At 63.0% G+C, this 18,217-nt stretch carries 13 protein-coding genes; 7 read left to right on the top strand and 6 right to left on the bottom strand.

Translation table 11 applies throughout. From position 1 onward, the window contains the following. Window positions 1–26: 26 nt before the first annotated feature. A complete protein-coding gene (ggt, locus tag Q5H89_RS19050) occupies window positions 27–1,775 on the bottom strand; it encodes a gamma-glutamyltransferase (protein WP_305020943.1) in 1,749 nt (582 codons plus the stop codon). 72 nt (window positions 1,776–1,847) lie between these two features. Here ggt and Q5H89_RS19055 point away from each other — a divergent pair, with 72 nt between their 5' ends. Together Q5H89_RS19055 and Q5H89_RS19060 are read left to right on the top strand one after the other, a co-directional pair. Further along, window positions 1,848–3,908: an alpha-amylase family glycosyl hydrolase gene (locus Q5H89_RS19055; RefSeq protein WP_305020944.1), complete on the top strand. Its 2,061-nt coding sequence runs from the start codon at window positions 1,848–1,850 to the stop codon at window positions 3,906–3,908. Between the two features lie 125 nt (window positions 3,909–4,033). Further along, on the top strand, window positions 4,034–5,437 hold the full coding sequence (locus tag Q5H89_RS19060; protein WP_305020945.1) for a chloride channel protein: 1,404 nt from the start codon (window positions 4,034–4,036) through the stop codon (window positions 5,435–5,437). A gap of 78 nt (window positions 5,438–5,515) precedes the next feature. Here Q5H89_RS19060 and Q5H89_RS19065 read toward each other — a convergent pair whose 3' ends face one another. Continuing rightward, the gene (locus Q5H89_RS19065; RefSeq protein ID WP_305020946.1) at window positions 5,516–5,989 is read right to left on the bottom strand and encodes a YdeI/OmpD-associated family protein; all 474 of its coding nucleotides are present in this window, start codon (window positions 5,987–5,989) and stop codon (window positions 5,516–5,518) included. 73 nt (window positions 5,990–6,062) lie between these two features. Further along, window positions 6,063–7,565 carry a glycosyltransferase gene (locus Q5H89_RS19070; protein WP_305020947.1) on the bottom strand — a complete coding sequence of 501 codons (1,503 nt, stop codon included), beginning with the start codon at window positions 7,563–7,565 and terminating at the stop codon, window positions 6,063–6,065. A gap of 231 nt (window positions 7,566–7,796) precedes the next feature. On the opposite strand from Q5H89_RS19070, the gene Q5H89_RS19075 reads away from it, so the two are divergent. Together Q5H89_RS19075 and Q5H89_RS19080 are read left to right on the top strand one after the other, a co-directional pair. Next, window positions 7,797–10,289, top strand: coding sequence for a glycoside hydrolase family 31 protein (locus tag Q5H89_RS19075; protein WP_305020948.1), 2,493 nt, complete (start codon window positions 7,797–7,799; stop codon window positions 10,287–10,289). Between the two features lie 306 nt (window positions 10,290–10,595). After that, window positions 10,596–11,582 carry a cation diffusion facilitator family transporter gene (locus Q5H89_RS19080; RefSeq protein WP_305020949.1) on the top strand — a complete coding sequence of 329 codons (987 nt, stop codon included), beginning with the start codon at window positions 10,596–10,598 and terminating at the stop codon, window positions 11,580–11,582. Window positions 11,583–11,839: 257 nt separating this feature from the next. On the opposite strand, the gene Q5H89_RS19085 is transcribed toward Q5H89_RS19080, so the two are convergent. Then, a complete protein-coding gene (locus Q5H89_RS19085) occupies window positions 11,840–12,457 on the bottom strand; it encodes a hypothetical protein (RefSeq protein WP_305020950.1) in 618 nt (205 codons plus the stop codon). A gap of 387 nt (window positions 12,458–12,844) precedes the next feature. Here Q5H89_RS19085 and Q5H89_RS19090 point away from each other — a divergent pair, with 387 nt between their 5' ends. The 3 genes from Q5H89_RS19090 to Q5H89_RS19100 all read left to right on the top strand — a co-directional run bounded on the left by Q5H89_RS19090 (window position 12,845) and on the right by Q5H89_RS19100 (window position 16,624). Next, window positions 12,845–13,828 carry a cation diffusion facilitator family transporter gene (locus Q5H89_RS19090; RefSeq protein ID WP_305020951.1) on the top strand — a complete coding sequence of 328 codons (984 nt, stop codon included), beginning with the start codon at window positions 12,845–12,847 and terminating at the stop codon, window positions 13,826–13,828. A gap of 180 nt (window positions 13,829–14,008) precedes the next feature. Further along, window positions 14,009–15,241 carry an NADP-dependent isocitrate dehydrogenase gene (locus tag Q5H89_RS19095; protein WP_305020952.1) on the top strand — a complete coding sequence of 411 codons (1,233 nt, stop codon included), beginning with the start codon at window positions 14,009–14,011 and terminating at the stop codon, window positions 15,239–15,241. A gap of 126 nt (window positions 15,242–15,367) precedes the next feature. Beyond that, window positions 15,368–16,624, top strand: coding sequence for a serine hydrolase (locus Q5H89_RS19100; protein WP_305020953.1), 1,257 nt, complete (start codon window positions 15,368–15,370; stop codon window positions 16,622–16,624). Here the strand turns inward: Q5H89_RS19100 and Q5H89_RS19105 are convergent. Beyond that, window positions 16,614–17,237, bottom strand: a complete 624-nt coding sequence (locus Q5H89_RS19105) for an NAD(P)-dependent oxidoreductase (protein ID WP_305020954.1) — start codon at window positions 17,235–17,237, stop codon at window positions 16,614–16,616. The genes Q5H89_RS19100 and Q5H89_RS19105 overlap by 11 nt on opposite strands. A 128-nt stretch (window positions 17,238–17,365) precedes the next feature. After that, window positions 17,366–18,121: a succinate dehydrogenase/fumarate reductase iron-sulfur subunit gene (locus Q5H89_RS19110; RefSeq protein ID WP_305020955.1), complete on the bottom strand. Its 756-nt coding sequence runs from the start codon at window positions 18,119–18,121 to the stop codon at window positions 17,366–17,368. Between the last annotated feature and the right edge of the window lie 96 nt (window positions 18,122–18,217).

Here is an 18,217-nt window from a genome sequence, read left to right on the forward strand (position 1 = left end):
CATCCGGTACCCAAACTGAAAGCCAATCAGTAGCCCACCGCCTTGTCGTCGCCCCTGGGGTCGGCGCCGCCCTCCAGGCGGCCATCGGGCAGCACCCGGATGATATCGAGGCGGCCCCACGCGGCGCGCGGCTTGGGGTTGAAGCCTTTTTCCTGCAAGGTTTTTTCGGCTTCGGGCGTGAGGGCGCCGGCCTCCACGTCGAGCTGGTCGGGCAGCCACTGGTGGTGCAGGCGCGGCGCCGATACGGCCTGCTCAGCATTGCCGCCGTAGTCGACTACCGACAAAATACTCTGCAACACGCTGGTAATGATGGTGCTGCCGCCCGGCGAGCCCGTGACGAGAAACAGCTTGCCACCCCTAGCCAGGATAGCGGGCGTCATGCTGCTGAGCATGCGCTTGCCGGGTGCGATGGCGTTGGCGGTGCCGCCCACCAGGCCATACATATTGGGCACGCCGGCTTTCGAGCTGAAGTCATCCATCTCATTATTAAGCAGGAAGCCGGCGCCGGCCACTACTTCCTTGCTGCCGTAAGCACCGTTGAGGGTGGTGGTGCAGCTAACCGCATTGCCCTGGGCATCGACGATGCTGTAGTGCGTAGTTTGGTCGCTTTCGTAGGGCGGCAGGCCGGCGCCGGCGGCTACGGCAGTGCTAGGGGTGGCCTGGCCATCGGGCCGGATGGTGGCGCTACGCTGTTTGTTGTAGTCCTTGGCTAGGAGTTGGGCCACGGGCACCTTGCCAAAATCGGGGTCGCCGAGGTAGGTAGCGCGGTCGGCGTAGGCGCGGCGCTCGGCTTCGGTAATGAGGGCCACGCCGGCCGGCGAGTGGTAGCCGAGCTTGCCTAAGTTGCTGGTTTCCAGCATTTGCAAAATTTGCAGCAGGGCCACGCCGCCGCTGCTAGGGGGCGGCATCGTAATCACGTCGTAGCCGCGGTACTGGCCGTGCAGCGCGGCGCGCCACTTGGGCTGGTAGCCATTGAGGTCTTGCTGGGTGATGAGGCCGCCGCCCTTCTTCATTTCGGCCAGCAGCAGCTCGGCCGTGCGGCCCTGGTAAAAGCCGGCGCGGCCCTGGTGCTGAATGCGTTCCAGCACGGCGGCCAGCTCGGGCTGCTTGAGGGTGTCGCCCTTTTGCCAGGCCGTGGCGCGCACAAAAACCGGCGGCGAGCCGGGGTTGTATTTAATAAAATCGGCCTGCGTGCGGTTGAGGCCCGCCGCCTCCTTTTCGGTGAGGGCCACGCCGCGGCTGGCTAGCCGCACGGCGGGGGCCACGAGCCGGGCCCAAGGTAGCTTGCCGAGCTTTTTATGCAGCGCCTCCATGCCGGCCACGGTGCCGGGCGTGCCCACGGCCAGGGCGCCGGCGGTGCTGCGGCCGGGCACGATGTTGCCGCTGGCATCGAGGTACATATCGCGGCTGGCGGCGGCGGGGGCGGTTTCGCGAAAGTCGAGGGTGCCGTCCTGGCCGCTCTTGTCGCGGTACACGATAAAACCCCCGCCGCCCACGTTGCCGGCCACCGGCAGCACCACGGCCAGGGCAAACTGCACGGCCACGGCCGCATCGTAGGCATTGCCGCCCTGCTGCATAATAGCGCAGCCCACCTTAGAGGCCTCGGGGTGGGCCGATACCACCAAGGCGTGGCGCGCCACCACGGGCACGGTGGCCGGGGGCAGCTGGTCGGCCACGGGCGCCACCACCCGGCCAGCTGCCTTTTGGCCCAAAGCCGGGCTAGCCAGCCCCGCCAGCAGCAACATGGCCGAAGAAAAACGAGAAAACGTATGCATGTCGCAAAGTAGGCACAACGCCCGGTCTGCCGGGCAGTTGCCTACCTTTGAAAAGCTAAATCTTTCTTGCTTATGTCTGCCAAAACCCAGGCTCCCGCCGCTCCCGCCCCCGTGCTGACGCTCACCCAGGAAGACTCCTGGCTACAGCCCTACGAGCCCGTGCTGCTGGCTCGCCAGCAGCGGCTAGCCGACCGGCTGGCCGCCATCACCACCGAATACGGCTCGCTGGGCAAGTTTGCCACCGGCCACCAACGCTTTGGCTTGCACTACGATGCCCGCCGCCGCGGCTACGTGGTGCGCGAGTGGGCGCCCGGCGCCGAGGCCGTGAGCCTGGTGGGCGATTTCAATTTCTGGAACCGCGCAGCCGACCCGTTGCAGAAAGACGAGGCTAGCGGCGTGTGGGAAGGCTTTATCGCCGACGATGAACACGGCCGCCGCCCGGCCGCCGGCTCGCGCTACAAGCTGCACGTGGTGGCCCACGGCCAGGGCAAAGACCGCCTGCCCGCCTACCTGCGCCGCGCCGTGCAAGACGAGCAAACCAAGGATTATTCGGCCCAGCTCTGGGTGCCCGAAACGCCCTTTAAGTGGACAGATTCGACCTTCCGCATCAACAGCGCTACCAAGGGCCAGCCGCTGATTTACGAGGCGCACGTGGGCATGGCCCAGGAAGAAGGCCGCGTGGGCACCTACCGCGAGTTCGCCGACCACATTTTGCCCCGCATTCAGGCCGATGGCTACAATGCCGTGCAGCTGATGGCGGTGCTGGAACACCCGTACTACGGCTCGTTTGGCTACCACGTGGCCAATTTCTTCGCGCCCAGCTCGCGCTTCGGCACGCCCGAGGACCTGAAATATTTGGTAAACGAGGCCCACAAGCGCGGCATTGTGGTGCTGCTCGACCTCGTGCACTCGCACGCCGTGAAGAATGAGGCCGAGGGGCTAGCCGACTTCGACGGCTCGGGCAACCTCTACTTTCACAAGGGCGAGCGCGGCAACCACCCCGGCTGGGACAGCAAGCTCTTCGACTACGGCCGGCCCGAGGTGCAGCAGTTTTTGCTCTCCAATTTGCGCTACTGGCTCGAAGAATTTCACTTCGACGGCTTCCGCTTCGATGGCGTTACCTCGATGCTGTACCACCACCACGGCGAGGGCCACGCCTTCGGCGGCTACGACAGCTACTTCGGCCCGCAGGCCGACGACGACGCCATCCTGTACCTGATGCTGGCCAGTACGCTGGTGCGCGAACTCAAAAAATCGGCTCTGCTCATTGCCGAGGACATGAGCGGCCTGCCCGGCCTGTGCCGGCCCATCGCCGATGGCGGCGTGGGCTTCGATTACCGCCTGGGCATGGGCCTGCCCGATTTCTGGATTAAAACCCTCAAGCACAAGCGCGACGAAGACTGGGACCTCGGCGAGCTGTGGCACCAACTGGTAAACCGCCGGGCCGGCGAAAAAACCGTGGCCTACGCCGAAAGCCACGACCAAGCTTTGGTGGGCGACAAAACGCTGGCGCAGTGGCTGTATGGCGACGCCATTTACAGCCACATGCACGTGCTCGATGGCGATGGCGGCGCGGCCAGGGCCACGGCGCTGCACAAGCTCATCCGGCTCATTACGCTGAGCGCGGGCGGCGAGGCCTACCTCAACTTTATGGGCAACGAGTTTGGGCACCCCGAGTGGATAGATTTTCCGCGGGCCGGCAACGACTGGAGTTACCACTACGCCCGCCGCCAGTGGAGCCTGGCCGACAACCCCGACCTGCGCTACCACCAGCTGCTGGCCTTCGACCAGGCCATGCTGAGCCTGGCCCGCGAGCGCCAGCTGCTTGTAAAAGGCCCCGCCACGCTGCTCAATATTGATTTTGGCAATAAAATCATCGCCTTCGAGCGCGCGGGCCTGGTGTTCGTATTCAGCTTCAACGTGAGCGAGAGCTTCTTCGACTATGGCATTCCGGTGCCGGCCGTGGGGCGCTACCGCCTGGTGCTCACCTCCGACCGGCCCGCGTTCGGCGGCTTCGACCGGCTTGATGAGAAAGTGATTTACGACACGCTAGGGGGCGGCGGCACCGCCGAGGCGCCGCGCCTGCGCCTCTACGTGCCGAGCCGCACGGCACTGGTGCTGAGCAATAAATAACTGCTGAAGACCCGGGCTGGAAAAGGCTCGGGTCTTTTTTTAGCGTTAATTCTGCGCCAAGGGTAGCCATACCCGGCGCTGTTGGCGTTAACCAAGCCGGCCGCCGCAACCTGCCGCCCTCCGCTATGTCCGATTTGTCTACCCGCTACGCCCGCGTCTTATCGTTGCTCGACCGCCACGTTATTCGTCCGCTTTACACCGACCGGGTGCGCCGCGTTATCCTGCAAAGCTTCCCGTTTTGGATAGCCTCGCTGCTCACCGGGCTCGTGGCCGTGGGCTACGAAAAAGTGTTTGGCTGGGCCGAGCAGGCCAGCTTTACCTGGCTGGGCAATACCCCGTGGCTAGCCTTTGTAGTAACGCCCGTGGCCTTCGGGGCGTCGTGGCTGCTGGTGCGGCAGCTGGCCCCGGCGGCGCGTGGCAGCGGCATTCCGCAGGTGATGGCCGGCATCGAGCTGTCCAACCCGGCGCATCATCAGCACACGGCTTACCTGCTGAGCTTGCGCGTGGCCGTGGTGAAGGTGCTAAGCAGCGTGGTGTTGCTGCTGGGCGGGGGCGTTATCGGGCGCGAGGGGCCGACTATCCAGGTGTCGGCCGCTATTTTTCGGGCTATCAATAAGTTGCAGCCGGCGGGCTGGCCGCAGCTCTCGCGCCAGATTGCGCTGGTAACGGGCGGCGCGGCGGGCCTGGCGGCCGCCTTCAACACCCCGCTAGGGGGCATTGTGTTTGTGGTAGAGGAGCTGACCCAGATGCACATGGCCCGGTTTCGCATGGCGGTGTTCACGGCCGTTATCATTGCCGGCCTCACCGCCCAAACCTTCCTCGGGCCCTACCTCTACCTGGGCTTTCCCAAAATTATTCCGGCTACCGGCCGGGTGCAGCTGGTAGTGGTGCTGGTCGCCATTGTGTGCGGGCTAGCGGGCGCGTTTTTTGCCAAAACCCTGCTCTGGCTAAGTGCCTACCGCAAGCGGTTTGCCACGCTGGCGGCCCAGGCGGGCTGGGTGCTGGGCTGCGGCCTGCTGATGGCGGGCATTGCCTACGCCTTTGGCAATGAAGGCGTTGGTACGGGCAAGCCCATTATCAACCGGCTGCTGTTTCAGAATAACGGCCTCACGCCCTGGTACCTGTTTCCGGTGCGGTTTGCGGGCATGGCCCTCAGCTACAGCAGCGGCGGCGCGGGCGGCGTGTTTGCCACCTCGCTGAGCGCGGGCGCTATCCTGGGCGATGGCATTGCCCGGCTGTCGGGCGTAGCAATTGCCGACCGCAACCTGCTGATTCTGGTGAGTATGGTGAGCTTTCTCACCGGGGTAGTGCGCTCGCCGTTCACGGCCGCCATCTTGGTGCTGGAAATGACGGACCGGCACTCGGCCATTTTCCAGCTGCTAATCAGCGGTTTGCTAGCCCAAAGCGTGGCCACGCTGGTCGACCCTCACTCGCTCTACGAGCACCTCAAGCAGAGCTTCATCCGCGAAGCCCTGCCGCCGCGCCGCAGCCCGGAAGCGCAAGTAACACCCGCGCCCCAACCAGGCTGACTAGCCTAGTGCGCCGGCGCAAGCTGGTTTACGTCGTTCGTCGGTAGGCAGGAGGCTGAATAGCAGTGCACTACGCTGTTACTCGCGCTTGCGGCCGATGCTAAGGCGGTACACCGTTTCGGTGAGGCGCTTGCCGCGCATCTCGGGGGTTTTCGACCCCTTGAGGTAGCGCACATAGGAGCGCTGCTCGGTTTTGGTGAGGGTTTTGAAGAACTTAAAAGCGGCTTCGTTGCCGTTGAGGCCGGCGGCCAGGTCTTCGGGCAGCGTCACAACGCGCTCGCTCGTATCCTTGCTGAGGCCCACGTGCAGCACGTCGCCCAGGGTTTTGCCCACGGCGCGGCGCACCTCGCGCGGAATGCTGAGGCCGTGGTAGCCGTCGCCAATCGGCAGCAGCTCGCCCTGGTAGGGAAAGCCTTCGATGGCCGTTTGCACGAGCAGCTCTTCCTTGGTGCCGTACACTTCTTGCACCGAGAAAGGCACGGCTACAAATACGTCGCCGGTGTGCGGGTCGGCTTCCAGCACCGCGTCAAATTCCTGTTCAAATTCCGTCATTACCTGCAAAAGTAACGCCCGTTCAAAGTTTTCGGCGGGTGCTGGCAGCATAAGGAAGTCGGCTACTTGCTGGCTAGCCCACCGGCCGCACGCGGGCCGTGTGCAGCGCCTGGGCAATGGCCGCCGTGTCGGCTGCCGGAATGGCCTGCACCAAATCGACTCGCAGCCCTAGCTCGTGGCGCAGGCGCTGGGCCAGGGTGGGCGTTTCGGCCAGCAGCAAATCGGCGCGGTGCAGGGCCTGGCGCTGCAGCTCGGCAATCCAGCCGGCGGCGGTTTCTACCGACTCATCGGCAGGGGCAGCCAGCTCGGTTACGTGCAGCACCAGTGGCCGGCCCGTGCGGTTGCGCAGCTCCTGCGCGGCTAGCCAGGTGGGCCAGGCCGCCGCGTAGATAACGGCAAACGGGGCCTCGGCCAGCGCCACCGGCACCGCAAAGCGGGCGTACTGGATAATCTGAAAATTTAAATCGGGTGCCGGATAATGCGTGGCCGCCGGCCGCAGGGCCGGGTGCGTTGCCGACGCTGCCTCGGGGCTAGGCTCGGCAGCTGGCACTACGGGCGCCAGCTCGGGCGGAGCAGCGGGCTGGCGCAGCGTGGCTAAGGCTTCGGGCCAGCTAGCCTGCTCGGGAAGGGTGGGGGCTAGCTCATCGTCAGCCGCCAGCAGGTCGGGGCTAGGTACTTCAACAGTTGTTAGCTCGTTGGCCTCGGTTAATTCAGACAAAAAGAAGTCTGTTTCTAGGGAGTCCGCCTCCAGGTCAGCGGCTTGCGGGCGGGGCTCGGTTGCCTCGTCAAGTGTTAGGCCACGCGCGGGTTGTTCAGGGCTGGCTATTACAGTTGGTGTCAAAAAGCCAGTCGCCAGCGGCGGTAGCGTGCGCAGTGAAGGTATTGCGGAGGCTAGTGGCGCAGGCAGTGCAACCTGCATCGGGGGCAGGGCCGGGTTTTGGGAACGTGTTGGCCCCGGCCCGGCAGGTGGCGTGGCCCCCAGGTAAGGAGCCATTGGCAAGGCCGGGGAGCCCAGCCAAGTAGGGGCGGGGAGGGGCTGGCCCGCCCGCTGTGCCAGCTGCGGCAGGCTATAGTTGCCCAGGCGCAGAATGCGCACTGCTGCCCAGCCGCGTGAGGCTGCCGGCGTTGTGATAGGGGGTTGGCTGGGGCTGGCTGGCGGCCCGGTGGTTGGCAGAGGAGTGGCTAGCGGGGCATCCTCCGCCGTTGCTGGCGGCTGGGCTACGGCTTCACTGGCGTTGGGCGGCAGCTCGCTGGCGGGGGCGGGCAGTGGCTTGCTGGGTGCAGGCGGTGGCGGGGCAGCGGCGACCAAACCAGCCGGAGCTGCGTCCAAAACATCTGCATATTCGGGCGCGGCGGGGTCCGGAATTTCGGCTGCCGGCAGGGCTAGCGGCAGGTACTCTTCGGCGCTGAGATGGCCGGGCGCGTCGGCCTGCGGCACCATCACCAGAATAGACTCGACGGTGGGGGCGGGGGCCCGAGTGGCTTCAACCAGGGCCCGCACGGCCGGGGTAGCCTCGTCCCAAGCCAATACGAGCACGGCAATGGGGGCGGGTAAATCGGCGGCGGGCAAAGACATTCGACAGGTATTGGCCCTGCGAATAACGGCACGGCGGCGGCCAGGTTTGCGGCGCCCCCTAAAAATAATCGGGTTTTAAGCGAGCCAGGACCCGGGTTCAGCGTTTCGGCCGTGCCCGATGCGCGCTGCAAAAGGTAACTTGCCAGTCTAAAGCCGGCGCCCTGCCCGGCTAGCCCACTGCTTTTTAGTTGAAGCAGCGGGCGGCTGCTCGTCTTCCCTACCTCTATTTATATGCCCGCCAATTCCGCTCAGGAAAATAACTACATGCTCAACGACCTGGCGCTGCAAGCGCGCCAGGAACACCTGCCCGGCGCCGTGCACCGCGTGGAGCAAACCGACGACCACCTCTTCACCTTCATCACCGAAAACGGCACCCGCCTGCTGCTGCACGCGCTCAGCGACAAGATTCTGCGCTTTCGCTACCTCACGCCGGGCTCGCCCAGCGAGCCCGATTTCAGCTACGCCATTCCCGACCCGGCCGTGGAGCACACCCGGCGCCCAGCCGTGCCCAGCTTTCTGGAATTTCGGGAAAAGGCTGACCACTACCGCCTTACCACCGGCCGCCTCATCTGCATTGTGTGGAAGGACTCGCTGCGCACGCGCGTGCTCGACCGCTCGGGCAACATCCTGAGTGCCGACGAGAAGGGCTTTCACTGGCACCACGACGACGACACCGGCAACGACGTGGTGAAGATGAGCCACGCTGTGCCCAGCGGCGTGTGCTACTACGGCCTCGGCGACAAGCCCGCCAACATGAACCTGCGCGGCCAGCGCTTCCTCAACTGGGGCTCCGATACCTACGGCTACGTGAAGGGCTCGGACCCGCTATATAAGAACATCCCGTTCTACCACGTGCTGCAGCAGCGCATTGCGCACGGCATTTTCTTCGATAATACTTTTAAGGCGTTCTTCGACTTTGCGGCCGAGCGCGCCGACGTGACCAGCTTCTGGGCCGAGGGGGGCGAGATGAATTATTATTTCATCTACGGCCCCACCCTGCTCGAAACCACCGCCGAATACACGCGCCTGACCGGCCCGCCCGAGCTGCCGCCGCTCTGGACGCTGGGCTACCACCAGTGCAAGTGGAGCTACTTCCCGGAAAGCAACGTGCAGGAAATAACCAAGGGCCTGCGCGAGCGCCGCATTCCGTGCGATGCCATCTACCTCGACATCGACTACATGGATGGCTACCGATGCTTTACTTGGAGCCCGCAGCACTTTCCCGAGCCCAAGCGCATGGTGGATGAGCTGGCCGCCGATGGCTTTAAAACGGTGGTTATCATCGACCCCGGTATTAAAATCGACTCCAAGTACTCGGTGTATCAGGAGGGGCTAGCCAACGACTTTTTCTGCCGCCGCGCCGACGGCCCGCTAATGCGCGGCTCGGTGTGGCCGGGGCAGTGCAACTTCCCGGACTATACCCGCCCCGCAGTGCGCGAGTGGTGGGCGGGCCTGTTCAAGGGCCTGATTCAGGATACCGGCGTGAAGGGCGTGTGGAACGACATGAACGAGCCGGCGGTGTTCGAGAAGGGCACCTTCCCCGACGATGTGCGCTTCGACTACGACGGCCAGCCCTGCTCGCACAAGAAGGCGCACAACATCTACGGCATGCAGATGGCCAGGGCCACCAACGAGGGCGTGAAGCGCTTTAGTTACCCCAACCGGCCGTTTACCATTACGCGCAGTACCTACGCGGGCGGCCAGCGCTACTCCTCGGGCTGGACCGGCGACAACATTGCCAGCTGGGACCACTTGTGGCTAGCCAATATTCAGTGCCAGCGATTGAGTATCAGCGGTTTCAGCTTCATCGGTTCCGACATTGGCGGCTTTATCGACACGCCCGACGGTGAGCTGTATAGCCGTTGGATTGCGCTGGGGGCCTTCCACCCGTTTTTCCGCACCCACAGCTCGGGCGACCACGGCGACCAGGAGCCCTGGAGCTTTGGCGAGCCGTACACCAGCCTGGCGCGGCACTTCATCGAGCTGCGCTACATGCTGCTGCCTTATATGTACACGGCTTTCTGGCAGTACACTACGCAGGGCACGCCCATGCTGCGCCCGCTCACCTTCCTCGACCAGAACGACCCCGAAACCTACCTGCGCATGGCCGAGTTCGGCCTCGGCGACCACCTGCTCGTGTGCCCCATTACGCAGGCCGGGGCCGATGGCCGCTGGATGTACCTGCCTAAAGGTGAGTGGTACTACTACTGGACCGATGAGCTAAAAGCTGGTGGCGCCGAAGTGTGGGCCTCGGCCGACCTCACGCGCATTCCGCTCTTCATCAAGGCCGGGGCCGTGGTGCCCATGCAGCCCGTGATGCAGTACGTGGGCGAGCAGGTGGTGGAGCAGCTGACCCTGCACGTGTACTACAAAAACGGCACCGCCGAAAGCGTGCTTTACGACGATGGCGGCGAGGGCTACGCCTACCACGAGGGCCAGCAAACCACCCGTCGCTTTGCCGTGGCCGGCGATGAAGCCTCGCTCACGCTAACCCAGGCTAGCGAGGGCGAATACCAAACGCCCTACACCACCTACCGCGTGGTGCTGCACGGCCTGCCCGCCGCCATTGCCACCGCCACCGCCGATGCCCAGGCGCTGCCGCTAGGGGAGTACCCGGCCACCGAAACTACCGTGGCCGCCCCGGCCGTGGTAGTGGGCGTAGGCTTTGGCGAAGTGAAAATTGCCTTTGCCGCGCCGGCAGCCGAGGCGCCCGCCAAGGCCTAGCTGCGGCAGCTATTCAGCAAAAAAAGCGCTCTAGGTGATGCCAGAGCGCTTTTTTTGCTAGGTGCCCGTTGCTGTTATTAGGTAGTGCCTGCTGCTAGGTAGCTGGTGGCGAGTGCGTTGGGTAAAAATTTCACTTGTCTTCTTGTAGGAGGCAGTTATTGACCTACCTATACGAGCTGCCCGCCGCCGCACCTATATAGGCCGAAGGACTTTATAAGCGCTAGCCAGGGTTTTTGCGTAAAAGCCTTTGTCGCGGGTTTCGGCTGGCGGCTGCTTTTGCTCATACGCTATTTTGCCCCTGCCTGCATGGCCGAGAATGTACCCGCTGCCAATACTGCTGCCGGCCAAAACCAGCCCGAATCGAAAGTCACCGTGGTGGCCGCGCTGGTGGCCAACCTGGTGGTGGCCGCCGCCAAGTTTTTAGCGGCCTGGCGCACCGGCTCGTCGGCCATGCTGGCCGAGGCCATTCACTCCACCATTGATACTTCGAATGAGCTGCTGCTGCTGCTAGGCATGCGCCAGAGCGCGCAGCCGCCCACGGTCGAGCGGCCGTTTGGCCACGGGCGCGAGCTGTATTTCTGGGCCTTTGTGGTGGCGGTGTTCATCTTCGCCATCGGCGGCGGGTTCTCGCTCTATGAGGGCTACGAACACCTGCGCCACCCCACGCCCCTGCGCGACCCCACCTGGAATTACGCCGTGCTGGCCCTGGGCTTCCTTTCGGATGGTGCCTCGTTCGTGATTGCCTGGCGCACGTTCGGCAAGCAGCGCGGCCGGCGGCCGTTCTGGCGCGCGTTCCGCATCAGCAAAGACCCTTCGGTGTTTATGGTGCTTTTTGAGGATGCCGCCGCGCTGCTGGGCCTGCTGCTAGCCTTCCTGGGCGTGTTTTTGAGCCATTACTTCAACCGCCCGGCCCTCGATGGCGTGGCTTCGATGGCCATTGGCGTGCTGCTGCTGCTAGTAGCGGGCCTGCTGCTACGCGAAACCAAAAGCCTGCTGCTCGGCGAGCCCGCCGAGGGCAAGCTGCTGACGCAGATACGCGAGCTGGCCCGCGCCCAGCCCACGGTGCGGCAGGCGTGGCCGGCGCTGTCGTCGTACCTGGGGCCGCACGAAATACTGGTGGTGCTGCCCGTCGAGTTCACTCCCGACTTGTCCGTCGGCCAGCTCGTAGAAGCTACCAAGCACCTGCGCCAAGCTATCAAAAAATGCCACCCCGATGTGCGCCACGTATTTATTCAGGCCGAAGGACCCGAGCCGCCGCCCTTGCTGCCCCCGGCCGAAGACATATCCCAGTAACCAAGCCTAGCGAGTGAGCTGAGCCCCGCGCTACCGCTGCTTGCCGCTAGCTACCTTTTTGCCGCCCGTGCCCACCGCCCCCGACCAGCCCTGGTGCAAAGCCGCCATCATTGCCGCGCTGGCGGCATAAGCTGCTGGCTATACGTAGCTTGAAACAATGCTTGACCATAGCTACCAGCCATAGAAAGTGATAGGTGATAAAGAAGCCCTCTAATTTGGTCAGAGGGCTTCTTGGTACACACATATATGAAAAAACATTATTTCACCTCGACCGTAAACGTGCTTTGCCGACTGTACACGAGGCTGGTGGCGGGCAGGCCCGAGGTTTCGGGGTCTATCGTAGTCTGCTTGCGGAAGAGGTCGTAGTTGTTGGCCTTGCCTTCGTTAATGAGGTAATCCAAGTCATATATTCCGGCCCGTTGCTCACGGCCTTCCGGGTCGGGGGGCAGTTGCGCAGCTAGGGCCGGAATGTTCTTCTCTAGCCCGCTTTCGCCTTCGGCGGGCATGAGCAGCAAGGAGATGGCGTTGATGCCGGGCTGCGTTGGAATTAAGCCAAATCTGAATCGGTAGGTATGGCCGTCGTAGATAGGAAAGAACTGGCCGGTCAAGGCTCCTCCGGTTCCGGCCCGGCCAATTTTCTCCACCACTCGAAAGGCCGAGGCGTTGGCCGTGGTGGGCTGGCCATTGCCGAATAATTTATGGATGGCGAAGTAGCTAGCTAGTGGTAAATCCTGGGGCTGCACCCGGAAGCGGCGGCCGGTTTCGAAGTCGCGCAGGGAGTCGCTACAGGCCGCCTCAACCCAGAGCGTATCGCCAACCTGCATAGTAGCGCGCGTGGGGCTCACCGTAACTGGGGCAGTCAGGATGAGGCTCACGGAGGTCGGGGATGGCGACTTCTTGCAAGTGGCTAGTGCTAGGCAGAAGCTACCGGCCACACCTAGCTTAAAAAGATTCTTGACCATGGCTACCAGCCATAAGAAGTGGCAAGTTTAAGTAACAGCGCTATACCCGGCTGGCTGAAGTAGTTGACTGCTACCAGCTAAGGTATTGCTCGGTGGGTTAAGGTAGACAGTTAGTTATTGTAATTTTTTAGTAGTACTAGGCCGCTTATGCATCTCGCGAAGCAAGCCTGCCTAGGTGGCCTCAACGCTCATTGCCCACCCGCTAGCCCTCCCTCGCCGCCCGTAGCCCCAACCTACCTTACCGGTCCGCGCCCGTACACAGCCGCAGCAACCGCCTGCTAGTATTTCGCCTTGTCACCCGTGCCCGCCGCCCCCGACCACCCCCAATCCAAAACCGCCATCATTGCCGCGCTGGCGGCCAACCTGGGCATTGCCGTCATCAAGTTTGTGGCGGCGTGGTTCACGGGCTCGTCGGCTATGCTCTCCGAGGGCATCCACTCGCTCGTGGACACGGCCAATGAGTGGCTGCTGCTGCTGGGGTTGCGCGCCAGCAAGCAGCCGGCCACCGCGCACCGGCCCTTCGGCTACGGGCGCGAGCTGTATTTCTGGGCCTTTATGGTGGCGGTGTTCATCTTCGCCATCGGGGGCGGCTTATCGCTCTACGAGGGCTACGAGCACCTGCGCCACCCCGAGCCGCTGGGCAGCCCCACCTGGAACTACGTGGTGCTGGCCGTGGCCTTTGGCCTCGATGGCAGCTCATTTCTGGTGGCGCGCCGCACCTTCAACGCCCAGCGCGGCAAGCAGCCATTTTGGGCCGCTTTCCGGGCTAGCAAAGACCCGTCGATTTTTGTGGTGCTGTTCGAAGATGCTTCTGATTTGCTCGGCCTGCTTATTGCCTTTCTGGGTGTTTTCCTCAGCCATTTGCTCAATATGCCCGCCCTCGATGGCGTGGCCTCGCTCCTCATTGGCCTGCTGCTGCTGGTAGTGGCGGGCCTGTTGCTGCGCGAAACCAAGAGCCTGCTGCTGGGCGAGCCCGCCGAGGCCTCGCTGCTGGCCAGCATTGCGGAAATGGTAAGCGCCGAAAAATCGATTGTGCGCGCGTCTACGCCGCTCTCGTCCTACCTCAGCCCCCACGAAATACTGGTAGTGGTGCCCGTCGAGTTTGCGCCCACGCTGCCGGCCAGCCAGCTCACCGCGATAATTGGGCAGGTTTGCGATAAGATAAAAGCCGCTCACCCCGATGTGCAGCACGTGTTCTTGCAGCCCGCCGTGCTGCCCGCCACGGCCGCTCTGCCACTCAGCACGGGGCAGGAGGGGGCTAGCCAGAAAATTATCGAGGGGTAAAACCAGCGCAAACGTTTGCGACCGGGCTAGCCCGCTGCCGGGCACTAAACCGTGCTTAATATTGACGCTGCGAAGAACAACGCGGCTACGCAGCCTGTTAATCGCCCTCAACTTTAGTTACCCCGCCCGGCCTGCTGGCTGGGGCGGGGCACCCAAATCTTACCCAATCCCACCGCAACAATGACCAAAATCAAAGTAGCCAACCCCGTAGTAGAGCTCGATGGCGACGAAATGACGCGCATCATCTGGAAGTTTATCAAGGACAAGCTCATCACGCCTTACCTCGACCTCGATATCAAGTATTATGACCTCGGCATCGAGTACCGCGACGAAACCAACGACCAGGTAACCATCGACTCGGCCAATGCTATTAAGCAGTACGGCGTGGGCATCAAGTGCGCCACCATCACCCCCGATGAGGAGCGCGTAGCGGAGTTTGGCCTGAAGCAGATGTGGAAGTCGCCCAACGGCACTATTCGTAACATATTGGATGGTACCGTGTTCCGCGAGCCTATTGTGATGAGCAACGTGCCGCGCCTCGTGCCCAACTGGACGGCCCCCATCTGCATTGGCCGCCACGCCTTCGGCGACCAGTACCGCGCCACCGACTTCGTAACCAAGGGCAAAGGCAAGCTCACCATCACCTTCACGCCCGAAGACGGCGGCGAGGTGCAGTCGTTTGAGGTGTTTAACTTCAAAAACGATGGTGTGGCCCTGGCCATGTACAACACCGACGAGAGCATCCGGGGTTTTGCCCACGCCTGCTTCAACCAAGCCCTGATGAAGGGCTGGCCGCTGTACCTGAGCACTAAGAATACCATCCTGAAGAAGTACGACGGCCGCTTCAAGGACATCTTCCAGGAGATTTACGAGCAGGATTACCAGGACAAGTTCAAGGCCGCCGGCATCACCTACGAGCACCGCCTAATTGACGACATGGTGGCCTCGGCCCTGAAGTGGAACGGCAATTTTGTGTGGGCCTGCAAAAACTACGACGGCGACGTGCAGAGCGACACCGTGGCCCAAGGCTTCGGCTCGCTCGGCCTGATGACCTCGACGCTCGTGACGCCCGACGGCACCGTGATGGAGGCCGAAGCCGCCCACGGCACCGTGACGCGCCACTACCGCGACCACCAGAAGGGCAAGCCCACCAGCACCAACCCCATCGCCAGCATCTTCGCCTGGACGCGCGGCCTGGAGTTTCGCGGCAAGCTCGACGGCAACCAGGAGCTTATCGACTTCTGCCACAAGCTGGAGCAGGTGTGCATCGAAACCGTGGAAAGCGGCAAAATGACCAAGGACCTCGCCGTCTGCATCCACGGCAACAAAGTGGAGCACGGCCGCGACTACCTCTACACCGAGGAGTTTCTGGAGGCGCTCGACGAGAACCTGAAGAAGAAGCTGGGCCAATAAGCGGCTAGCCTCTTCGCACGCAAAAAGCCCCGGCAGCCCCGCTGCCGGGGCTTTTTGGCTTTGGGTGAGTAAGAAAGGGCTAGCCCTAACGAAGCGGCTCCGGCCGCAGGCCGCTATTTTGCTTTTATGAAGCCCGGTTTATTACACCTGTTCGCAGTAGGCTTGCTGTTGGTTGCTCCCTGGTTGGCGCCGGCCCAGCCCCGGCTGCCACGCCGCCTGCTAGCCCCCGCCGACACGGTGGGCCTGGGGCGCGTGCTGGCGCGGCCCGAATTTTATCACCTGCAAATCAGCTTGGTGCGCGTGCGGCGCGATGCGCAGGGGCTAGCCCACCTGGCGCGGCCGGTGCGCTACCGGGTGCGGCCCCGCGAATACTTTTACCCGGCCAGCGCCGTGAAGCTGGCGGCCGGCGTGCTGGCCCTCGAAAAGCTGGAGCGCCTGCAAGCCAGCACACCCGGCCTCAGCCCCGATTCGCCCTTGCGCACCGACTCAGCCTTTGCGGGCCAGACCCGCGCCGTGCACGATGCTACGGCCGCCAGCGGCCGGCCCAGCCTGGGGCACTACCTGCGCAAAATGCTGCTGGTGAGTGATAACGATGCCTATAACCGCTTGTATGAGTTTGTGGGCCCGCAGGAATTGAGTGCCGGGTTGCGCCGGCTAGGCCTGCGCCACGCCCGCCTCGTGCACCGCCTCAGCGTGGGCGATGGGGTGCCCGGCTGGCGCCATACCAATCCCATCCGGTTCTTCGCCGATACGGCCGAAACGCAGCTGCTGCTGGCCCAGCCGGCCGCAGCGTGGCGCGCGCCCCTGCCCCCAGCGCGGGTGCGGCCGGCTAGCCTGCATGTCGGCCAGGCGTATGTGAATGCCCAAGGGCAGCAGCTAGCCCAGCCGCTCGACCTGAGCCAGAAAAATGTGTTCAGCCTGTCCGATTTACAACAGCTGTTGCAAGCCGTAGTGCTGCCCGAAACTGTGCCCGCCCGGCAACGCCCGCACCTCACAGCGGCTAGCCTGGCTCGTGTGCGCGAAGCACTGAGCCAGCTGCCGCCCCAGAGCCGCTCACCGTACTACGATTCGCTCGCTTACCCAAGCACCTACGCCAAATACCTGCTCGGTGGTGGGGGAGAAGCACGCCTGCCGCCCGGTGTGCGGGTGTATAATAAAATCGGCCAGGCCTACGGCTTTCTCATCGACAACGCCTACGTAGTAGATGCCGCCCACGGGGTTGAATTTCTGCTGGCCGCCGTGCTCTACGTCAACGCCGATGGCGTGCTCAACGACGATAAGTACGACTACGACACGGTAGGCCTGCCCTTTCTGCGCGAGCTGGGGCGGCACGTGTATGAGGCCGAAGTGCGCCACCAAGCTACCCGCCGCACTATGAATTAGTCACCGTAACGGCCTGGCCGAGATAGGTATCGCTTTGCAGTTGGTCAACCATGAACTGCGCCAGGTCGGCGCGGGTGATTTTGTGGGCTTTGTCTTCGTCCGTTACCACGTGCGCCTGGCCCGTGGCGGGGCTGTCGGTGAGAAAAGGCGGGCGCACCAGTACGAAATCCAGGCCGCTAGCCTTCACCTCCGCTTCCATCGCTTCCTTATCGGGCACGGCGCCGCGCAGAAAAGTAGGCATCAACAAATGCTCGTAAAAAAAGCCTGCCTGCTCCTTGCTATCGCCCACCCCTAGCACCGAAATAGCTATCAGCCGGCGCACCCCGTGCCGATGCATGGCGTCTATAATCGCCTTGGCCGTATGCTGCTCTAAATCAGTAGCCAGGTACGGCGTTTTGCCACCAATGGCGTCAATAACGGCTTGCTGCCCGGCCACTGCTTTTTCAACAGTAGCTGCGTCGGTAGCATCGCCGGTTACTACCTGCACGCCGGCCGGAGCCTTATACGAGGCCGCATCGTGCACTAGTGCCGTGACCGAGTGGCCCGCCGCCAGCGCACGCTCGACTACCAATTGGCCCGACTTACCGCCGGCTCCTACAACGAGTATTTTCATGCTGCTCAGGTGCTTAAGAGAGTGTGCTCTTAGTTACGCACTCGGCCAGCGCAGGTTGGCCATTTAAACCAGAAAAGGTGCCCGGGCTAAACCCAGGCACCTTTTCGACAGCGTAGAAACTACCTGGCCTACGCCAGATTATTCGAGGTCGCCTTGGCCGTCAGGAACTCACGGTTCAGGATGGCGATGTTCTCCAGCGAAATGCCCACCGGGCATTCGGCGGCGCACGAGCCGATGTTCGAGCAGGCGCCAAAGCCCTCGATGTCCATCTGGGCCACCATGTTTTCCACGCGGGTCTTGGCTTCTACCTGGCCCTGGGGCAGCAGGGCTAGCTGCGATACCTTGGCCGACACGAAGAGCATAGCCGAAGCATTTTTGCAGGCCGCCACGCAGGCGCCGCAGCCAATGCAGGTGGCTGCCTCAAACGCCCGGTCCGAAATTTCTTTCGGAATCGGAATCTCGTTGCCGTCGGGCGCGCCGCCGGTATTCACGCTCACGTAGCCGCCTGCCTGAATGATGCGGTCGAAGGCCGAGCGGTCGACGCTCAAATCCTTGTTAACCGGGAAGGCGTTGGCGCGCCAGGGCTCAATAGTAATGGTATCGCCATCCGAGAACTTGCGCATGTGCAGCTGGCACGTGGTAGTGCCCTTCTCGGGGCCGTGCGAGCGGCCATTGATAAACAGGTCGCACGAGCCGCAGATGCCCTCGCGGCAGTCGTGGTCGAAGGCTACCGGGTCCTGGCCCTTGTGGAGCAGGTCCTCGTTAAGCACGTCGAGCATTTCCAGAAACGACATATCGGGCGAGATGTCCTTCACCTGATAGTCAACAATGCTGCCTTCGGTCTGGCGGTTGGGCTGACGCCAAACTTTCAGCGTCAGGTTCATGGGTTTAGCGTTGGGGTTACTTCCGGCCATTATAGTAAAACGTCATGCTGAACGCAGTGAAGCATCTCGCTCGCGTCGTTGTGATAGGTAGTTACT

The organism is Hymenobacter cheonanensis, assembly GCF_030581075.1.
Lineage (GTDB): Bacteria > Bacteroidota > Bacteroidia > Cytophagales > Hymenobacteraceae > Hymenobacter.

Bases quoted from the DNA above. Each gene is read 5' to 3' on its own strand.
- Q5H89_RS19055 (WP_305020944.1), top strand. From the start codon at position 1,848: ATGTCTGCCAAAACCCAGGCTCCCGCCGCTCCCGCCCCCGTGCTGACG.
- Q5H89_RS19070 (WP_305020947.1), bottom strand. From the start codon at position 7,565: ATGTCTTTGCCCGCCGCCGATTTACCCGCCCCCATTGCCGTGCTCGTA.
- Q5H89_RS19060 (WP_305020945.1), top strand. From the start codon at position 4,034: ATGTCCGATTTGTCTACCCGCTACGCCCGCGTCTTATCGTTGCTCGAC.
- Q5H89_RS19100 (WP_305020953.1), top strand. From the start codon at position 15,368: ATGAAGCCCGGTTTATTACACCTGTTCGCAGTAGGCTTGCTGTTGGTT.
- Q5H89_RS19095 (WP_305020952.1), top strand. From the start codon at position 14,009: ATGACCAAAATCAAAGTAGCCAACCCCGTAGTAGAGCTCGATGGCGAC.
- Q5H89_RS19110 (WP_305020955.1), bottom strand. From the start codon at position 18,121: ATGAACCTGACGCTGAAAGTTTGGCGTCAGCCCAACCGCCAGACCGAA.
- Q5H89_RS19105 (WP_305020954.1), bottom strand. From the start codon at position 17,237: ATGAAAATACTCGTTGTAGGAGCCGGCGGTAAGTCGGGCCAATTGGTA.
- Q5H89_RS19075 (WP_305020948.1), top strand. From the start codon at position 7,797: ATGCCCGCCAATTCCGCTCAGGAAAATAACTACATGCTCAACGACCTG.
- Q5H89_RS19080 (WP_305020949.1), top strand. From the start codon at position 10,596: ATGGCCGAGAATGTACCCGCTGCCAATACTGCTGCCGGCCAAAACCAG.
- Q5H89_RS19065 (WP_305020946.1), bottom strand. From the start codon at position 5,989: ATGACGGAATTTGAACAGGAATTTGACGCGGTGCTGGAAGCCGACCCG.
- ggt (WP_305020943.1), bottom strand. From the start codon at position 1,775: ATGCATACGTTTTCTCGTTTTTCTTCGGCCATGTTGCTGCTGGCGGGG.